Source organism: Paenarthrobacter sp. NPDC090517, assembly GCF_044769165.1.
GTDB lineage: Bacteria > Actinomycetota > Actinomycetes > Actinomycetales > Micrococcaceae > Arthrobacter.
Map to the genome: position 1 here is coordinate 534,844 of NZ_JBIVXN010000001.1, position 16,231 is coordinate 551,074.

The window sequence follows — 16,231 nt, forward strand, 5'->3', positions numbered from 1 at the left end:
TTTGAGTCAGTGCTTTGAATCGATTGTTGTTAGCCGACCTGGTGCAACCAGCGCACGGGAGCACCTTCAGCTGCGTGGCGGAAGGGCTCGAGTTCCTCATCCCACGCTTCACCGAGAGCTAATGAGAGCTCATGGTAGACGGCTGAGGGATCCCCTGCGCCCGACTCATAGGCGTAGCGGATGCGGTCCTCGGTCACCATGATGTTGCCGTGAACGTCTGTGACGGCATGGAAAATACCCAGCTCAGGGGTGTGCGACCAGCGCGCTCCATCCACCCCTTGACTGGGTTCCTCGGTTACCTCGTAACGCAAGTGAGCCCAACCCCTGAGGGCCGATGCCAATTGCGCGCCCGTACCGGGCGTCCCGGTCCACGACAACTCAGCCCGGAACATTCCAGGCGCAGCCGGTTGAGGGGTCCACTCAAGATCGGTCCGCTTATCCACGACCGATCCAATGGCCCACTCGACGTGCGGGCAAAGTGCCGTAGGGGCCGAGTGCACAAACAGGACACCGCGGGTTGTTGCAACAGACATTCCATCCTCCATAGCTGTAGGTACGTCTTCCCCAACGACCTCTGCCTGGATGCTCTGCTGTTGCTGCCGGATGCCATGAAACTCATGCGGGCCCTGACAGGCTATTCAGTTTTGGTACTACAGACGATATTGGCACAGATCTAACCCTCAACCGTGAATTGAAGGTTTCCCCGTGGTGCTTTCATTTTGCCGTACGCTGCCCGTTTCCGCCAGTGCGGTACTTGAGGGGTCATGCTCAGGCCCTCGGGTGCGCTTGTTGGTAGCTCTTCCGGAGTCGGTCCACGGATACGTGGGTATAGATCTGAGTGGTTGCCAGGCTGCTGTGACCAAGAATTTCCTGCACAGCCCGCAGGTCTGCTCCACCATCCAGCAGATGGGTTGCCGCGCTGTGCCTGAGCGCATGGGGCCCCGTGGCAGATGTGTCTCCGAGCGCCTGCAGCAGTTCGCTGACCACCGTCCGGATTTGGCGGGGATCAACGCGGTTGCCACGCACGCCCAGGAACAAGGCAGGTCCGCTCGTGGCTGTTACCACTGCCGGTCGACCCCGCCTGAGCCAATCGTCCACCGCCACCGCCGCGGGTACGCCGAACGGAACAGTGCGCTCCTTGTTGCCCTTACCCAGCACGCGGAGGGTACGACGATCAGGATCAAGGTCATCTATATCGAGCCCTACTAGTTCCCCAACCCGGACTCCCGTTGCATACAGGAGTTCCACCATGGCCCTGTTGCGCAGTGCCATGACGCCCCCGTCGGCAGCTGCAGTATTCAGGTCATCCACCATCCGGGTGACCTGCTGTTGCTGAAGAACTCCGGGCAGGGACTTGTCCCGTTTGGGAGCCTGCAGACGAACCGCGGGGTCCGTCCTGATCAGTTCCTCCCGGAGCGCCCAGCCTGTGAACGACCTGGCGGTTGCGGCTCGGCGCGCCAACGTGGCCCTGGCCATGCCGGCCTCACTCTGCGCCCCAAGCCAGCGACGCAGGGAGCCTAACTCCAGTTGCCCCAGTTCATGGATTCCTTCCTGCACGGCAAAGCCAAGGAGACTCTCGACATCGGCAAGGTAGGCACGGACTGTGTGAGCAGACCTGGCACGTTCACCCTCCAAATACCGCCGAAAGCCATCGACTGCATCTTGAAGGGGTGCTGGTAGTGATTGTCCGTCCACGCTTCCCACTGTGCCAGTCGCCAGCACAAAGAAGGTGTATCAACATGCTTGACCCAACGGACTAAGCATTTTTGACCCGTTTCCACCCTCCCCGCTCCGAGCCGGCCAAACCCAGCAACCCCAGCCGACCCAACCCGGCCCGCACGGAATCCGCGCTCAGTCCTGCCACCACAGTCAGCTTCTCCACCGAGCTGGTGGACCGGAGAGGCAGTGCGTCCAGAAGAATGAGATCCTCCAAGGACAGGCCATCGTGCACCGCTGCTCCGGAGTCCTTTTCCTCGCTTGTGGCTTCTCCTATGGCGCCGGCAAGCTCGGCAATTTCGCCGACGTCGGTGACACACACTGCTCCCCCATCCCGGAGTAGGCGGTGGCAGCCTGCCGAGTTTGCACTGTGGATGGAACCCGGGACAGCAGCAACAACCCTTCCAATGGTTTCAGCATGGTGGGCCGTGTTGAGGGCGCCCGATCTCCAACGTGCCTCCACCACCACCGTCACTGATGCCAAGGCGGCAATGATCCGGTTCCGTTGAAGGAACCTGTAACGGGTGGGAGCGGATCCAGGTGGTACCTCGGAGATGACAGCGCCTTGCACGGACACTGCGCGGAGAAGGTCCTCGTTACCGGATGGGTAGAAACGGTCCACGCCTCCTGCCATGACGGCGATGGTGGGCACGTCGGCGACTCCACCGCTCAAGGCTCCGCGATGCGCGTGAGCGTCGATGCCATAAGCTCCACCGGATACCACGGTATAGCCCCGCTGTGCCAAGCCGTAGGCGAGATCCCCTGTGACGGATGCTCCGTAGTTTGTGCTGTCCCTGGAACCCACAAGGGCGATGGTTTGGCGGGCAGAGGGAAACTGCTGCTCCTTTCCCCGCCACCATAAACAAAGCGGCTCTTGGAGCCCTAAGTCTTCCAGCTGCTCGGGCCACAAGTCATCACCGGGGATGATCAATCTCCCACCCAATCGGCGCATGGTCTCCAAGTCACGGTCCGGCGCGAGGTCGGCGACACGCGGCGCCCATCGACGAAGGCTTGCCGGGAGCCCGGCCCACGACGATACTCCTCCTCCTTCAACAAGCAAGGCCGAGATCTCCTGTTCCAGGTTTGGACCTGATTTCAGCTCGCCGCTTGCAACACCCAAGGCATCCAGGGCGCCTACTGCCCTCACCAATGCGAGGCCTACGGAGTCCTGAGGTTCCATTAGCCGGGCCAATGCTGCCCTGGCGATCCGTTCTCTATCTTGCTTCCCCAATTCGGCCACTGCGGTGATTCCCTTCGTGTCGGTGCTTCTCATGTCGCAGCTGCAGCTTGGCGCAGGCCCAGTGCTTGGCCTATGTGATCCATGTCCGGCGCATCGCTGTGCGAGAGGTCTGCCAGCGTCCATGCCAGCCGGAGGACGCGGTCGTAGCCGCGGGCAGTGAGGGTACCTCGTTCCAGCGCGGTGTCCAGAATCCGGGTGGTCCCGGGAGGCAGCCGCAATTCCCCCCGCAAGGTTCGCCCTGGCACCTGGGAATTCGTTTCAAGCCCCATGGGCAGCAGCCGCTCGAGTTGGCGTTCCCTGGCAGCCTGTACACGTTCCGCGACGATGCGGGTATCTTCTTCTTCACCCCCATGGCCGAAGTCGGCCAAGGACACCCGCTCCACCTGCAACTGAATATCCACGCGGTCCAGCAGGGGTCCTGAGATTCGTCCGAAATACCTGCGCCGCATCATGGCCGTGCAAGTGCAGTCCATGCCTTTGCCGGAGGCTTTTCCGCACGGGCAGGGATTTGCGGCAAGGATGAGCTGAAACCTTGCCGGGTAGGCCGCGGTTCCCGCCGAGCGGTGTATGACAAGCTCTCCGCTCTCCAACGGTTGACGGAGGGCATCGAGTACCCGGCGCTCATACTCCGGAGCTTCGTCAAGAAACAACACGCCGCGATGTGCACGCGAGGCCGCTCCGGGCCGAGGAAGCCCCGAGCCGCCCCCGATGATTGCGGCGGCGGTGGCACTGTGGTGGGGATTTTCGAAAGGCGGCCTGCGGACGAGCCGCACCGTGGACGACTGGACAGCGGCCAACGATCGGATGGCCGTAACTTCCATTGCCGCGGTATCGGCTAAATCCGGGAGCAAGCCCGGCAAGCGCTCTGCCAGCATGGTCTTGCCGGCCCCCGGCGGCCCGGTCAGCAACATGTGGTGACCCCCGGCGGCAGCTACCTCCAGGGCACGTCGCGCCTCCGATTGCCCGGAAACGTCGGAAAGATCAGGTACGATGCCCACGGCGTCGTCGTTCTCATCCGCGGGATCACCGCCGGGCGGGTCGTAGTCAAGGGCGAGGTCTTTGGGGTCCGCACCGAAGTCGTAGGCGAGCCGGGCGAGAGTCCTGTATCCCCTGACCCGGGCCCCTGGCACCAGTGCTGCCTCGGCGACGTTTGCTTCGGCTACCACGATCTCCGGATACCCAGCCTGAACAGCAGCCATCACCGCAGGAAGTATGCCTCGTACCGGCCTCAACCTGCCGTCCAAGCCAAGCTCCGCAATGAAGACGGTTCCGCCAATTTCACGGATGTCGTTGGCGGCGCGGAGCACGGCCATGGTGATGGCGAGATCGAATCCGGAACCCCGCTTGGGGAGGGACGCCGGAATCAGGTTGGCCGTGATCTTTCGTCTGCTCAGGGGAATCCCGGAATTCTGCGCCGCAGATCGAATGCGTTCCTTCGCCTCATTCAAGGAAGCATCAGGGAGCCCCAGGATCACGAAGTTCGGAAGAGTTTGGCCGATGTCAGCCTCGACCTCCACTATGTAGCCGTTGAGCCCTACCAGGGCAACGCAGTAGCTGCGCCCGACCCCCATCAGCAGACACCCCGCAGATGCTCCAGCTGCGGTTCGCCGACGCCGCTATCGATCACGGAGACGACATCGATGCGCCTCCGCGGGGCATGGAGGTCGTGCTCCCGGCACCATGCCGATGAGAGCCGGTGGAGTCGGGCCAGTTTGGCCGCGTCCACCGCCTCAAAAGGATGTCCGTAAGCCAGGCTCCTCCGGGTCTTCACTTCGGCAACAACCAGGGTGTCGCCCTCGATTGCCACGATGTCTATCTCGCCGTCCGGACACCGCCAATTGCGATCGACGATCCGCATTCCCTGGTTTTCCAGAAAACCGGCCGCCAGTGCTTCACCGTTTCGGCCAAGCAGGTCTTTTGGTCTCATGACCACCACCTCCGCTCACCAGCCTTCCGGGTAGCGGAGAGTGGCGGCAGAGGCCTATGAAGCTATGTGGGTAAACGTGGCCAAATGGATTCTGTGGAGGACTACTCCCGGCAACGGCAGGCGCTAGTTACCGAGATCTCCCAAATCCCCGAGGCCGCCATCCTTCGGCAGAGCCAGTTCCTCATTTCGCGGCAACTCTTCCACGTTCACGTCCTTGAACGTAATCACCCGGACATTCTTCACAAAGCGGGCCGAGCGGTAGACGTCCCAAACCCATGCATCCTGCAGGGTCAGGTCAAAATAGACTTCACCGTCCGCGCTGCGCGCCTGCAGGTCCACGTGATTAGCCAAGTAGAACCGCCGCTCGGTTTCCACTACATAACTGAACAGACCGACAACATCCCGGTACTCGCGGTAGAGCTGAAGCTCCATGTCGGTTTCATAGTTCTCAAGGTCCTCGGCGCTCATAGTTCCATCTTGCACTATCAGCCGGTCGGCCCGCGCCATGGAAGCCGGCAGCACCGCTCAGGGTGACGTCAGAGGAGCTCCGGCCCAGTGAGGTTCCAGCTTGTCCGGTGATACTCGCTTGGGCCCTGCAGCCGGATCACATCCCGGTGGGCAGAAGTGGCGTAGCCCTTGTTCTCGTTCCACCCATAGGCAGGAATTTCCGAATGCAGATCCACCATGATGCGGTCCCTGGCAACTTTGGCCAGAACACTTGCAGCGGCAACACTGAGGCAACTCATATCGGCCTTCACCCTGGTATGGACGGGCGCTTCGCACCCCGGTCCTGAGTCGGATGCCTCGAAGAGAGAGGCCTGAGCCTCAGGCGACAACCAGTTATGGCTGCCGTCAAGCAGCACAGCATCAGGCGTAACACCGCCAGCCAGGATCTCGAACCAGGCACGCGTTCCGGCCAAACGGAGCGCCGCGATGATGCCGATCCGGTCGATCTCCCGGGACGAAGCGTGACCAACGGCGGAGGCCACGGCCCACTCCCGAACCAGTGGTTCCAGCCTGTCGCGATCCTCGGGCTTGAGCAGTTTGCTGTCCCGGACGTCTGCCAACAAGCCGTGGCTTTCGAGGTTGACCACCGCAATTCCCACACTCACCGGACCAGCCAATGCTCCCCGTCCAACCTCGTCCACACCGGCCAACAAGCGTACTCCGGAGGACAAGAAGGATCGTTCGACGTCAAGGGTAGGGAAACCCACCGGGTTCTTGGCTTTAGTGGTGGATTTCGCCGTTGTCTTGGACGCGGCCTTGACCTTCGTCTTGCCCTTCGAACCGGTAGCCGTTGTCGCCATTACTTTGCCGGGATGCCTTACTTTGAGGAGGTGCCTTCAGGGACGTCACGGAAAACGTCCTGATAGTTGTCGAGGATGGTCCAGCGGTTGATCGGCCAAGCGATCACGGTGGCCTTACCTTCAACATCTTCAATGTTAATGAAACCACCGTTGACTTCCTGGTGCGCCCGGGAGTCCTCTGAGTGATTTCGGTTATCGCCCATCACCCACACCTTTCCTTCCGGAACAACGATGTCGAAAGTCGTGGGCGAGGGCACTTCTGCCGGGTTGACATAGGTCTCGTTGACCGGGACCCCATTAATCGAAAGACGGCCCTCTGCATCACAACAGGAAACCCTGTCCCCCGGGAGTCCGATGATGCGCTTAACAAGGTGTTGCTCATTGTCATCAGGAGCCAAACCTACGAACTCCAGACCGTCACCCACCCAGTCCATGGGTCCGGCCGGCTTCTTGGCCACTGGCGGCAACCAAGCCTGAGTATCCTTGAAGACCACGACGTCCCCGCGCTCAAGATCGAATGGCCCGGGAACCAGGAGATTGATGAAGATGCGATCGTTGACGTCCAAAGTGCTCTCCATGGACTCGGACGGAATATAAAACGCCCTGAACAGGAAAGTCTTAAGAAGGAAGGACAGCACCAGCGCAATCGCCACCACAGTGACGATCTCCTTGACCCACACGAGCACGGGGTTTTTGCGCGGCTTCTCTGCGGCGTGGGCGCCACCTTCAGAATCACGGGAGCGGGGCTCGTCCGCACCGGAGGTAACGCTGTCAACCTGGCGCGGTTCAGCCACACCGGCAGCACTTGCCGTTCCGTCCGAGAGCCGGGCGTCGTCGTCGTACCGCTCGGGATTCTCAGGAGCTTTGTCCGGCATTTACTGTCCGTTCTTCGATGATGTTTCGGCCTGCGCTGAGCGAGGCATCTCTGCAAATCTATCAAGTGGCCAAACAATCCGGACCGGTCGCCCGATAACACGATCGACCGGAACCATGCCGCCACCCGGTGCTCCCAATAGTCCACGGGAGTCAGCAGAACGCGAACGGTGGTCACCCATGAGCCATAGACGGCCATCAGGAACTACGACGTCGAATTTCTGCTTGCTGGGTTCATCCCCCGGATACAGATAGGGTTCCTCAAGAATCTGACCATTGACCGTGAGAAGGCCAGCGTCGTCGCAGCACTTGACGTGGTCACCCCCGACCCCAATCACCCGCTTGACGTATGTCGTGTCACTGCCGGTCAGCCCAAACCATTGGCTTGCGGCAGACACCGCGTCAATGAACGGGCTCTGACCGCTGCTCAAGGGTGCAAAGGAACCGCGGCCATCGAAGACCACAACGTCCCCGCGGCGAATCGGCTCGGAGTTGAATGCCGTCCGCGAGACCAGGATCCTGTCCCCTTCAATCAGGAGGGGCTCCATGGACTCGGAAGGAATGTAGTAAACATCCAGCCACAAGGATCGGACCAAGCCGCTGATCGCCACGGCCAGCACCAGTGCGAGCAAAACAAAACGCCAGCCCTGTTTACGGGGCTGGCGTTCTGATGTGTCCATGACTCGTATCCCTGTTGCGTTGCGGATTGCTCCGGAACTACCGGGCACGAATCCTGGACCCGTTGCGTAAGTCGCAGGACTTACTTGGCGAAGTCGCGCTTTTCCTTGATCTTCGCAGCCTTACCGCGCAGTGCACGCATGTAGTAAAGCTTCGCGCGGCGGACGTCACCCTTGGTGACGACCTCGATCTTGTCGATGATCGGGGAGTGTACCGGGAAGGTACGCTCTACGCCGACACCGAAGGAAACCTTGCGCACGGTGAAGGTTTCGCGAACGCCGTCACCCTGGCGGCCTAGGACGAAGCCCTGGAATACCTGGACACGGGAGTTCTTGCCTTCGATGATGTTGACGTGAACCTTGAGGGTGTCGCCCGCGCGGAACTCCGGAACATCGTTACGCAGCGAGGCTGCATCTACGCTATCGAGGATATGCATTAATCCACTCCTGGTGAACGCCACAGGTCATTCACTTTGGGTTACGGCAGACAAGCCCGGGCATGAAAGCAACCGGAAATCTCCGCCGAAGTTTCTTAGTGTCCAGCTCCGCCACTGATTGGCGTCGCCGGGTTGTCCGACTGTTGGCTGAACTCCCCCTGTGGCAGGTGTCAGCCCAGTAGACACAAGGGTTAATTCTGCCATAGTCGCCACCATCCGGCCAACTGCCATGGCTACGGCGACGTTCGACGGCGGGAAGTGGACTTAGTTTTCGGCGTCGCCGCCGGACTTGGCCCGGAGGCGGCCCTCAACGACGTCGTACCCGAGGTCCGCGAGAGCCTTCCGGTCCGCGCGGCTCAACCCACCGGCGTCGAACCCCTCCATAAGATCAGGCCTGCGCTCAGCGGTCCGGCGGAACTGCTCGTGGCGCCGCCACTGCGCAATCTTGCCGTGGTTACCGCTGAGGAGGATCGGGGGAACGTCGTGTTCCCGCCACGCTGACGGCTTGGTGTAAACGGGATACTCCAAAAGGCCATCGGAGTGGGACTCCTCAACCAAGGATTCAGGGTTGCCAACGACGCCGGGAAGAAGGCGGCCAATGGCCTCGACCATGGCCAACACGGCCACCTCGCCGCCGTTGAGGACGTAATCACCGAGACTTACGGGCCGGACCGTGAAGTGTTCCTGCGCCCAATCGATGACGCGTTCGTCGATGCCTTCGTAGCGTCCGCAGGCGAAGACCAACTGCTGTTCTTCGGCTAGCTCATAAGCCAAAGCCTGGTTGAACTTCTCCCCTGCCGGCGAAGGGACAATCAGCACAGGCTTGGAGCCCTCGCGGGCGGCCGCGACCGATTCGAGCGCCTGCGCCCAGGGCTCCGGCTTCATGACCATTCCGGCGCCGCCGCCATACGGTGTGTCATCTACAGTACGGTGCTTGTCCGTGGTGAAGGTGCGTAGATCGAGGACGTTGAGCTCCAACAATCCGTCCTGGCGGGCCTTGCCTATGAGTGAGAGCTCCAGCGGTGCGAGGTATTCAGGAAAAATGCTGACGACATCGATCCTCATTCAACATCATCCCCGGCATCATCCTTGGGCTCCTTGGGGTTGTCGTCGTTGATCTCAAAGAGCCCTGTTGGCGGGGTGATAAGGATGTATCCGCCCTCGACGTTGACCTCGGGCACAATTTCCTCGACGAAGGGAACCAGGATTTCCTTGCCGTCGTCGGTCTTAACAGTCAACAGATCCTGGACCGGCAGTGTGGTGAGGGCGGCAACCTTGCCCACTACTCGCGAACCGACCCTGGCCTCCAAGCCAACTAGCTCGTGCTCGTACCAGCCCTCGTCGTCATCTTCGTCGTCGAGTTCCTCGGTTTCGATGAAGAGCTTCGCACCACGGATGACTTCGGCGGCATTACGGTCGGCGATTTCTTCGAAGCCAAGCAGGAGGATGTCCTTGTTCCACCTGGCGCTGCGGATGGTCAAAGGTCCAGCGGAGGCGGGCTCGACAACGAACTCCGTTCCCGCGACGAAGCGCTCGGAGGGGGCATCGGTGAGTACCTGCACTGTAACCTCGCCGCGGATGCCATGGGGTTTGCCGATCCGGGCCACCTGGAGCTGCATGGGTTCCTCTGAATTCTTGTAGTGCCCGCGCCATCGGGCGGCAACGGACAGGAAAATGTGGATAAAGCAATCCGGCCCCTCCACCATATTCGGTGAAGGGGCCGGACCTAAGACAAGTAGTGCTGAGCGCTTTACCGGCGACGGTCGGTGTCGACGACGTCGACCCTGACCTGCTCGCCACCAGCCAAGGCTGCAACCACAGTGCGCAATGCGCGTGCGGTGCGTCCCTGACGGCCGATCACCCGTCCGAGGTCTTCCTGGTGAACGCGCACCTCGAGGGATTCCCCGCGGCGGTTGTTCTTGGCACTGACCTTGACATCCTCAGGGCTGTCAACGATCCCACGGACCAGGTGCTCGAGCGCTTCTGCCAGCAACTTACTCAGCCTCGGTGGTCTCTGCTTCAGCCTCGGCCGGAGCTTCGGCTTCGTCCTTCTTGGCCTTCTTGGTGATGGCTTCCGGAATGATGACGGAACCCTTCTCCGGGGTTACGAAGGCTTCCTTCGGAGCTTTGGTCTTCAGGGTGCCTTCCTGGCCCGGCAGGCCCTTGAACTTCTGCCAGTCACCGGTGATCTTGAGGATCGCGGCAACCTGCTCGGTGGGCTGGGCACCAACGGAAAGCCAGTACTGGGCGCGCTCGGAAGCTACCTCGATGTACGACGGCTCTTCGGTGGGGTGGTACTTGCCGATTTCTTCAATGGCACGGCCATCGCGCTTGGCGCGGGCATCCATGACGACAATGCGGTAGTACGGTGCGCGCATCTTACCGAAGCGCTTAAGGCGAATCTTTACGGCCACTTTTGTGGTCACTCCTGTTTCTGAAACGAGGTGAACCCGACGTTTTGCACCCGTGGGGCGGGCCATACTTGACGGTTCGAAGGACAAGATACGAGCACGGAGAGAGGGGCCGCACTGATCGAGTACCTGTCTATTGTGCCAGATGCCCGGAGCAAATACGACTTGGCCCGCGTCGAGCGGCGTGTTCTTGCCTACGCGCCGGATTAAACGTGCCGTGCTGTGCGGGTCAATGCCTCATTCAGACCAGACAAAGAGCCCGGAACGCTCCGCCTTCTCAACGTCCGTGGCCAAGGCGGCCAACTGCTGAACGTACTGGCGCGATTGGGCAGCGTCGAACGGCATATCGTCCTGGGCAGCCCAGGCAGCAGCAACGTCATCGAGGACATTCGCGTCCCCTTCGCTCTCATACGTGAGCAGTTCGGCCAAGGCCCGCACCATGGCTTCAGGAACGCCAAGAAGGGCATCACTGGTGACATCAACCAGGGCAAGCTCATAGTCAGCTCCGGCAGCGTGGACAGCTTGTCCCGCGAGGTCGCCCAACTGTTCGACTTCGAAGTCGGTGATGCCGTCGATCCTCACGGCGGGGCCGGTTACATCGGCCCCCTTTTCAAGGGCAGCTGCCCGCTTGAGTGCTTCATCGTGGGTGGCTACAAAAATTTCGGCAAAGCCCATGGAAAGTACTCTCATTCCTTCGTGCTGACGGGGCGGCGGCGCGAATCTGAATGACTCCGCGCCGTCACTGCCCAGCCTAGTGCAGGCCAGCGCAGGAGAAAGCCCCCACAGGGGAAGCAGCAAGCCGTTAGCGGACGGCAACCCGCAGCTTGTTCCGCCAGGGGTCCTCAAACTGAAGCTCAGCCCCTGTGTGATGATTCTGCACCCCTGCAACCTTCAAGCGATCGGCCAGCGCTGCGACGTCATCATTGCCAGGGACTTCAATCAGAACCTCCCCGAGGCCGAGCGTGTCCTTTCGGGGGCCGGCTCCGCGGCTGTTCCAGACGTTCATGGCCATGTGATGGTGGTAGCCGCCGGCGGAAACGAAGAGTGCTTGGCCGTGCCAGCCTGCGGTTCGCTCGAAGCCGAGGGTCTCCACGTAGAACTTTTGCGCAGTTTCAACGTCGCCCACCTGCAGGTGCACGTGCCCTATCCCGGCAGCAGCCCCGCGTTGACCCGCCACGGCAGCTTCACTCAGATGCTGCTGGAGGAATCGCTGCGGAGGTAATGCCACGTTGTCCATCACAACGTTCTTGCCGTCCCACTGCCAAAGCTCGCGCGGCTTGTCGTAGTAAAGCTCAATTCCGTTGCCCTCGGGATCAGTGAAGTAGAACGCTTCGCTAACCAAGTGGTCGGCGCTGCCCGCGAAAGCGCGAGGTTCGTACTCCGCAGCCGTAGCAATAGTCGCGGCCAGGGACGGCTGATCCTGGAACAGGATTGCCGTGTGGAACAGACCAGCCTCTCCGCGCCCGGGAATCTGCAGCCCGGCAGCGGGGGCAAGGTGGACCACGGGCTTGGCTACGCGCCCCAGGTACAGGCCACCATCCTGCTCAGCCACGACCTCCAGGCCAAGTGCTCGCTGATAGTAGTCACTCATGACTTTCATGTCGCCCACTTTGAGCATGACAGTGCCCATGGTGAGTTCGGCAGGCAGAAGATCCTGGCTGAATGATGAGGTCATGTGAAGCTCCCGGTTCTGAGGTGGCCGCGCATCGGCACCTTCTTACCTATCTAAATTACTTGAAGCTTCAATTTATTCCTAACGAACGACATTGCCCCTGAGCACGACGTGCTTAAGCGCCGCGACGGTACCCGGATGACGGCGGGGATCGTCACTGCACAGCACGACGTCGGTGCTTGCGCCTTCGCTGATGCCCTCGACTCCCAGCCACTCACGGGCACCCCAGGCTGCCGCGTGCAGGACCGCCACCGGCGGAAGGCCGGCGTCGTGCAGTTCCATCATTTCGTCCGCAATCCGCCCGTGTTTGATCACGCTGCCGGCATCAGTACCTGCATAGATGGAAACCCCCGCTTCGAAGGCCTCCAGCACACGCTCCCGACGACGCTCCCAGAGACGAATCATGTGGGCCGCGTACTCCGGAAATTTAGGCCCCGCCTGGGCTGCGATATCCGGGAAGGTAGCAATGTTGACCAAGGTAGGCACGATAGGCACTGCCTGTTCCACCAAGCGCGGCAGGTGGCGGGGAAGGAGGCCCGTGGCGTGCTCTATGCAGTCGATATTGGCGTCGAGCATGTCATCTATGGTGTCCTCGCCGAAACAGTGGGCGGTCACCCGGGCACCTTCATCGTGGGCCGCGGAGATGGCTTCCTTGACGGTCTTTGCAGGGAACGAGGCAGCGAGGTCTCCAACACCGCGATCGATCCAATCACCCACGAGTTTTACCCAGCCGTCGCCGTCCCGGGCTTCCTTTCGCACCGTTTCCACTAGTTCCCGGGGCTCAATTTCATGACCCAATCCGCGGAGATATCGCCGACTCCGGGCGATATGCCGACCGGCCCTGATCAGTCGCGGCAGGCCCGTTCGTTGCTGCACCCAGCGGGTGTCGGCGGGCGAACCGCAATCGCGGATCAGTAGCGTGCCGGCGTCGAGGTCTGCTTGGGCCTGGGCACGTGTGGCCTGCTCGTCTACCGCGCCTCCAACGCCGAGTCCGATGTGACAGTGGGCATCAACCAAACCGGGCAGGACCCAGCCAGCCAACACCCTGTCCGGCGCCGCGACAGGACGCTCAAACGTCAGTCTGCCGTCTACGGACCACAGCCCATGGCGCTCTTCGCCTGCCGATACAAGCACAGGTCCGCTGAATTCGATGATGTTGGCCATGGCAAAAGCGTAGCGGGGGGCGGCGCATTGGAGCCTGCTGCATGCATGTGACTGGGAGCCCGTTGGGAGCTGTGGTAGCTTCGTCTACGACCACACGGGGGCCCCTGCAGGGGCTGAGATCGGACTGACGCAGTCTGCGACCGTTGAACCTGTCCGGGTAATGCCGGCGAAGGAAGTGAGTATTCCCTTGAGCACCACAGAAACACAGCACAGCCCTGTCCGAAACCAGATCAACGCGGGCCGAAACCAGATCAACACGGGCCAAAACCAGACCGACGTGGAAGCCGTAACGCAATCCTTGAAGTCGCATTCGTTGGCTTGGCTGGAAGATCCAAACAACGGCATACGGGTCCCCGTGACGGAAATCGCCTTGGAGCCCTCCCCCAATGGCCAAGCCAACAAGCCTCTGCAGGTTTACCGAACAGCGGGCCCCGGCCGCGATCCCGTGGTTGGCCTGGAGCCTTTCCGCGCGCCATGGATCGAAGCCCGCGGAGACACGGAGGCCTATTATGGGCGGGAACGGAACCTGCTCGACGACGGCAAGTCCGCGGTTCGGCGTGGAGCCGCGTCAGCTGAGTGGAAGGGCGCGCAACCGGTGCCGCGCCGCGCTGTTGTGGGTAGGACCGTCACGCAGATGCACTACGCGAAACAAGGCGTCGTAACTCCGGAGATGCAGTTTGTCGCTTTGCGGGAGAACTGCGACGTTGAGCTGGTCCGCAGCGAAGTTGCCGCGGGAAAGGCAATTATCCCGAACAATATCAACCATCCTGAATCCGAGCCGATGATCATTGGCAAGGCATTCTTGGTCAAGATCAACGCCAACATTGGCAATTCCGCAGTCACCAGCTCCATTGCAGAGGAAGTGGACAAACTGCAGTGGGCAGCCCAGTGGGGCGCTGACACAGTGATGGACCTCTCCACGGGAGACGACATACACACCACTCGCGAGTGGATCATCCGCAACTCGCCCGTTCCGATCGGAACGGTGCCCATCTACCAGGCACTTGAGAAGGTGAATGGGGAGGCCAACCAGCTGACGTGGGAGATCTTCCGCGATACCGTGATCGAGCAATGTGAGCAGGGTGTGGACTATATGACCATCCATGCTGGCGTTCTGCTGAGGTACGTGCCCTTGACCGCCAACCGAGTCACGGGCATCGTTTCCCGCGGCGGTTCGATCATGGCCGGATGGTGCCTGGCACACCACCAAGAGAACTTCCTCTACACGCACTTTGACGAGTTGTGCGAAATCTTCGCCAAATACGATGTCGCGTTCTCCCTGGGAGACGGTCTACGCCCGGGTTCCATCGCCGATGCCAACGATGCCGCGCAGTTCGCCGAGCTTGATACGCTCGCGGAGCTGACACAGCGGGCGTGGGATTTCGACGTCCAGGTCATGGTGGAGGGACCCGGGCACATTCCCTTCCATCTGGTACGGGAAAATGTGGAGCGTCAGCAGGAGCTGTGCAAAGGTGCGCCGTTCTACACCTTGGGGCCGCTGGTTACGGATATCGCCCCTGGCTATGACCACATCACTTCAGCAATCGGCGCCACCGAAATTGCGCGCTACGGCACCGCAATGCTCTGCTACGTGACCCCGAAAGAGCACCTGGGGCTTCCCAACAAGGACGACGTCAAGACGGGAGTCATCACGTATAAGATCGCGGCTCATGCAGCTGACCTCGCCAAAGGACATCCGGGGGCCCACGAGCGTGACGATGCTCTTTCAAAGGCACGGTTCGAGTTCCGCTGGAGGGACCAGTTCGCTTTGTCCCTTGACCCGGTCACGGCAGAATCCTTCCACGACGAGACCCTGCCCGCCGAACCCGCGAAAACCGCCCATTTCTGCTCCATGTGCGGCCCCAAGTTCTGTTCGATGCGCATCAGCCAGGACATCCGGGACGAGTACGGTTCGGCAGAATCGCAGGCCGCAATCGCCGGAATGTACAGCGGGATGCGGGAAAAGAGCCAGGAGTTCCTTGCCTCAGGTGGAAAGGTCTACCTGCCGGAACTTCAGGTCCCGACGGACCTGAGTGGAAGCGGAAGCAGTTCAGGAAGCCTGAGCTGACATGGCTCGTCCGACGTCCGCAATGAATGAGCGGATTGCCTGATCGCCATCAACGGAATCCTGGGGCCGGTGTCCACCCGCTGCCACGCGGCGTAGGGCGCCGGTCTCCTGGAGGTAGCCGGCGATTTCCTCGTACAAGGGCTCCCAACCGCCCGTAAGAACAAGCGTGGGAACGCCCGGCACAATGTGAAGCGGGGCCTCCCATGGCGGTGCTTGGAGCCGGAGCCTGCGTGCTGACCGCCGCGCCTCCGGACTGTCCAGTCCGCCGGTCTCGGCAGAAAAAGCACGCCGGTAAAACTCACGCTGGTAATCGGCGTCGTTTAGCTGGCTTCGCACGTCGAACAGCGGTTCCATCAGGGCCCGATAGGAAGCGGTCGCCGGAAGCTCAGCGGTCAGGGACAAGCAGGAAGGCTCTACCAAACAAAGTGAGTGCACCAGATCCGGGCGCTCGACGGCTGCCAGCATTGCGGAAATGGCGCCTTGCTCGTGGGCAACGATGTGACCGCCGCCGGTATCGGCCAAGGCATTGATCAAGATTGCGACGTCGGCCGCCACGTTGGATTCCACCGGTTCGGCTACGGCGTCAAAGCCGTGCCGTCGAAGGAAGAGTGCATCATATGCAAGTGCCATACCATGCTGCTTCGGCCATGCCGCAGCACCGAAACTTCCGAGGCCGTGGACGAAGACTACGCGCTGCTTATGCATTGGTTCAGCCTATTCCACGGCTATGACATCCCAA

The 16,231-nt window shown here is 61.2% G+C and carries 19 protein-coding genes and 1 riboswitch; of the genes, 1 reads left to right on the plus strand and 18 read right to left on the minus strand.

The window, feature by feature from the left end; all coding sequences use genetic code 11:
* Positions 1 to 29: 29 nt before the first annotated feature.
* The 17 genes from ACIQTW_RS02470 to ACIQTW_RS02550 all read right to left on the minus strand — a co-directional run bounded on the left by ACIQTW_RS02470 (position 30) and on the right by ACIQTW_RS02550 (position 13,424).
* Positions 30 to 533, minus strand: a complete 504-nt coding sequence (locus ACIQTW_RS02470; RefSeq protein WP_026005636.1) for a DUF3145 domain-containing protein — start codon at positions 531 to 533, stop codon at positions 30 to 32.
* Between the two features lie 235 nt (positions 534 to 768).
* On the minus strand, positions 769 to 1,695 hold the full coding sequence (locus ACIQTW_RS02475) for a tyrosine recombinase XerC (RefSeq protein ID WP_402933337.1): 927 nt from the start codon (positions 1,693 to 1,695) through the stop codon (positions 769 to 771).
* Positions 1,696 to 1,756: 61 nt separating this feature from the next.
* On the minus strand, positions 1,757 to 2,989 hold the full coding sequence (dprA, locus tag ACIQTW_RS02480) for a DNA-processing protein DprA (RefSeq protein WP_402933340.1): 1,233 nt from the start codon (positions 2,987 to 2,989) through the stop codon (positions 1,757 to 1,759).
* Entirely contained in the window at positions 2,986 to 4,527 is a 1,542-nt protein-coding gene (locus ACIQTW_RS02485) for a YifB family Mg chelatase-like AAA ATPase (RefSeq protein ID WP_402933343.1), read from the minus strand. Before ACIQTW_RS02485 ends, dprA begins: the two co-directional genes overlap by 4 nt.
* Positions 4,527 to 4,892 carry a YraN family protein gene (locus ACIQTW_RS02490; protein WP_402933346.1) on the minus strand — a complete coding sequence of 122 codons (366 nt, stop codon included), beginning with the start codon at positions 4,890 to 4,892 and terminating at the stop codon, positions 4,527 to 4,529. The genes ACIQTW_RS02485 and ACIQTW_RS02490 overlap by 1 nt, the downstream gene beginning before the upstream one ends.
* 114 nt (positions 4,893 to 5,006) lie before the next feature.
* Positions 5,007 to 5,351: a DUF2469 domain-containing protein gene (locus ACIQTW_RS02495; protein ID WP_026005632.1), complete on the minus strand. Its 345-nt coding sequence runs from the start codon at positions 5,349 to 5,351 to the stop codon at positions 5,007 to 5,009.
* Positions 5,352 to 5,419: 68 nt separating this feature from the next.
* Entirely contained in the window at positions 5,420 to 6,190 is a 771-nt protein-coding gene (locus ACIQTW_RS02500; protein ID WP_402933351.1) for a ribonuclease HII, read from the minus strand.
* A gap of 17 nt (positions 6,191 to 6,207) precedes the next feature.
* Complete coding sequence (lepB, locus tag ACIQTW_RS02505; RefSeq protein WP_402933354.1) at positions 6,208 to 7,065, minus strand: signal peptidase I; 858 nt, start codon at positions 7,063 to 7,065, stop codon at positions 6,208 to 6,210.
* A complete protein-coding gene (lepB, locus tag ACIQTW_RS02510) occupies positions 7,066 to 7,743 on the minus strand; it encodes a signal peptidase I (protein WP_402933357.1) in 678 nt (225 codons plus the stop codon).
* Between the two features lie 80 nt (positions 7,744 to 7,823).
* The gene (gene rplS, locus ACIQTW_RS02515) at positions 7,824 to 8,177 is read right to left on the minus strand and encodes a 50S ribosomal protein L19 (protein ID WP_014922079.1); all 354 of its coding nucleotides are present in this window, start codon (positions 8,175 to 8,177) and stop codon (positions 7,824 to 7,826) included.
* A 264-nt stretch (positions 8,178 to 8,441) separates the two neighbouring features.
* On the minus strand, positions 8,442 to 9,242 hold the full coding sequence (trmD, locus tag ACIQTW_RS02520) for a tRNA (guanosine(37)-N1)-methyltransferase TrmD (protein ID WP_402933362.1): 801 nt from the start codon (positions 9,240 to 9,242) through the stop codon (positions 8,442 to 8,444).
* Positions 9,239 to 9,796, minus strand: a complete 558-nt coding sequence (gene rimM / locus ACIQTW_RS02525; protein ID WP_402933365.1) for a ribosome maturation factor RimM — start codon at positions 9,794 to 9,796, stop codon at positions 9,239 to 9,241. Before rimM ends, trmD begins: the two co-directional genes overlap by 4 nt.
* A gap of 131 nt (positions 9,797 to 9,927) precedes the next feature.
* Entirely contained in the window at positions 9,928 to 10,170 is a 243-nt protein-coding gene (locus ACIQTW_RS02530; RefSeq protein WP_011775119.1) for an RNA-binding protein, read from the minus strand.
* A 1-nt stretch (position 10,171) separates the two neighbouring features.
* Positions 10,172 to 10,591 carry a 30S ribosomal protein S16 gene (gene rpsP / locus ACIQTW_RS02535; RefSeq protein WP_402936181.1) on the minus strand — a complete coding sequence of 140 codons (420 nt, stop codon included), beginning with the start codon at positions 10,589 to 10,591 and terminating at the stop codon, positions 10,172 to 10,174.
* Between the two features lie 234 nt (positions 10,592 to 10,825).
* Positions 10,826 to 11,263, minus strand: coding sequence for a hypothetical protein (locus tag ACIQTW_RS02540; RefSeq protein ID WP_402933369.1), 438 nt, complete (start codon positions 11,261 to 11,263; stop codon positions 10,826 to 10,828).
* A 127-nt stretch (positions 11,264 to 11,390) separates the two neighbouring features.
* The gene (locus tag ACIQTW_RS02545; protein ID WP_402933372.1) at positions 11,391 to 12,263 is read right to left on the minus strand and encodes a VOC family protein; all 873 of its coding nucleotides are present in this window, start codon (positions 12,261 to 12,263) and stop codon (positions 11,391 to 11,393) included.
* Between the two features lie 78 nt (positions 12,264 to 12,341).
* The gene (locus ACIQTW_RS02550) at positions 12,342 to 13,424 is read right to left on the minus strand and encodes an amidohydrolase family protein (RefSeq protein ID WP_402933375.1); all 1,083 of its coding nucleotides are present in this window, start codon (positions 13,422 to 13,424) and stop codon (positions 12,342 to 12,344) included.
* Between the two features lie 84 nt (positions 13,425 to 13,508).
* Positions 13,509 to 13,616: riboswitch (TPP riboswitch) on the plus strand.
* On the opposite strand from ACIQTW_RS02550, the gene thiC reads away from it, so the two are divergent.
* Positions 13,612 to 15,492, plus strand: coding sequence for a phosphomethylpyrimidine synthase ThiC (thiC, locus tag ACIQTW_RS02555; protein ID WP_402933378.1), 1,881 nt, complete (start codon positions 13,612 to 13,614; stop codon positions 15,490 to 15,492). (Overlaps the previous riboswitch by 5 nt.)
* On the opposite strand, the gene ACIQTW_RS02560 is transcribed toward thiC, so the two are convergent.
* The gene (locus ACIQTW_RS02560; RefSeq protein ID WP_402933381.1) at positions 15,475 to 16,197 is read right to left on the minus strand and encodes an alpha/beta fold hydrolase; all 723 of its coding nucleotides are present in this window, start codon (positions 16,195 to 16,197) and stop codon (positions 15,475 to 15,477) included. The genes thiC and ACIQTW_RS02560 overlap by 18 nt on opposite strands.
* Positions 16,198 to 16,231: the final 34 nt, after the last annotated feature.

Excerpts from the sequence above, each read along its gene's own strand:
- ACIQTW_RS02470 (WP_026005636.1), bottom strand. The coding sequence starts at position 533 with ATGTCTGTTGCAACAACCCGCGGTGTCCTGTTTGTGCACTCGGCCCCT.
- dprA (WP_402933340.1), bottom strand. The coding sequence starts at position 2,989 with ATGAGAAGCACCGACACGAAGGGAATCACCGCAGTGGCCGAATTGGGG.
- ACIQTW_RS02485 (WP_402933343.1), bottom strand. The coding sequence starts at position 4,527 with ATGGGGGTCGGGCGCAGCTACTGCGTTGCCCTGGTAGGGCTCAACGGC.
- ACIQTW_RS02495 (WP_026005632.1), bottom strand. The coding sequence starts at position 5,351 with ATGAGCGCCGAGGACCTTGAGAACTATGAAACCGACATGGAGCTTCAG.
- ACIQTW_RS02500 (WP_402933351.1), bottom strand. The coding sequence starts at position 6,190 with ATGGCGACAACGGCTACCGGTTCGAAGGGCAAGACGAAGGTCAAGGCC.
- lepB (WP_402933354.1), bottom strand. The coding sequence starts at position 7,065 with ATGCCGGACAAAGCTCCTGAGAATCCCGAGCGGTACGACGACGACGCC.
- lepB (WP_402933357.1), bottom strand. The coding sequence starts at position 7,743 with ATGGACACATCAGAACGCCAGCCCCGTAAACAGGGCTGGCGTTTTGTT.
- rplS (WP_014922079.1), bottom strand. The coding sequence starts at position 8,177 with ATGCATATCCTCGATAGCGTAGATGCAGCCTCGCTGCGTAACGATGTT.
- trmD (WP_402933362.1), bottom strand. The coding sequence starts at position 9,242 with ATGAGGATCGATGTCGTCAGCATTTTTCCTGAATACCTCGCACCGCTG.
- rimM (WP_402933365.1), bottom strand. The coding sequence starts at position 9,796 with ATGCAGCTCCAGGTGGCCCGGATCGGCAAACCCCATGGCATCCGCGGC.
- ACIQTW_RS02540 (WP_402933369.1), bottom strand. The coding sequence starts at position 11,263 with ATGGGCTTTGCCGAAATTTTTGTAGCCACCCACGATGAAGCACTCAAG.
- ACIQTW_RS02545 (WP_402933372.1), bottom strand. The coding sequence starts at position 12,263 with ATGACCTCATCATTCAGCCAGGATCTTCTGCCTGCCGAACTCACCATG.
- ACIQTW_RS02550 (WP_402933375.1), bottom strand. The coding sequence starts at position 13,424 with ATGGCCAACATCATCGAATTCAGCGGACCTGTGCTTGTATCGGCAGGC.
- ACIQTW_RS02560 (WP_402933381.1), bottom strand. The coding sequence starts at position 16,197 with ATGCATAAGCAGCGCGTAGTCTTCGTCCACGGCCTCGGAAGTTTCGGT.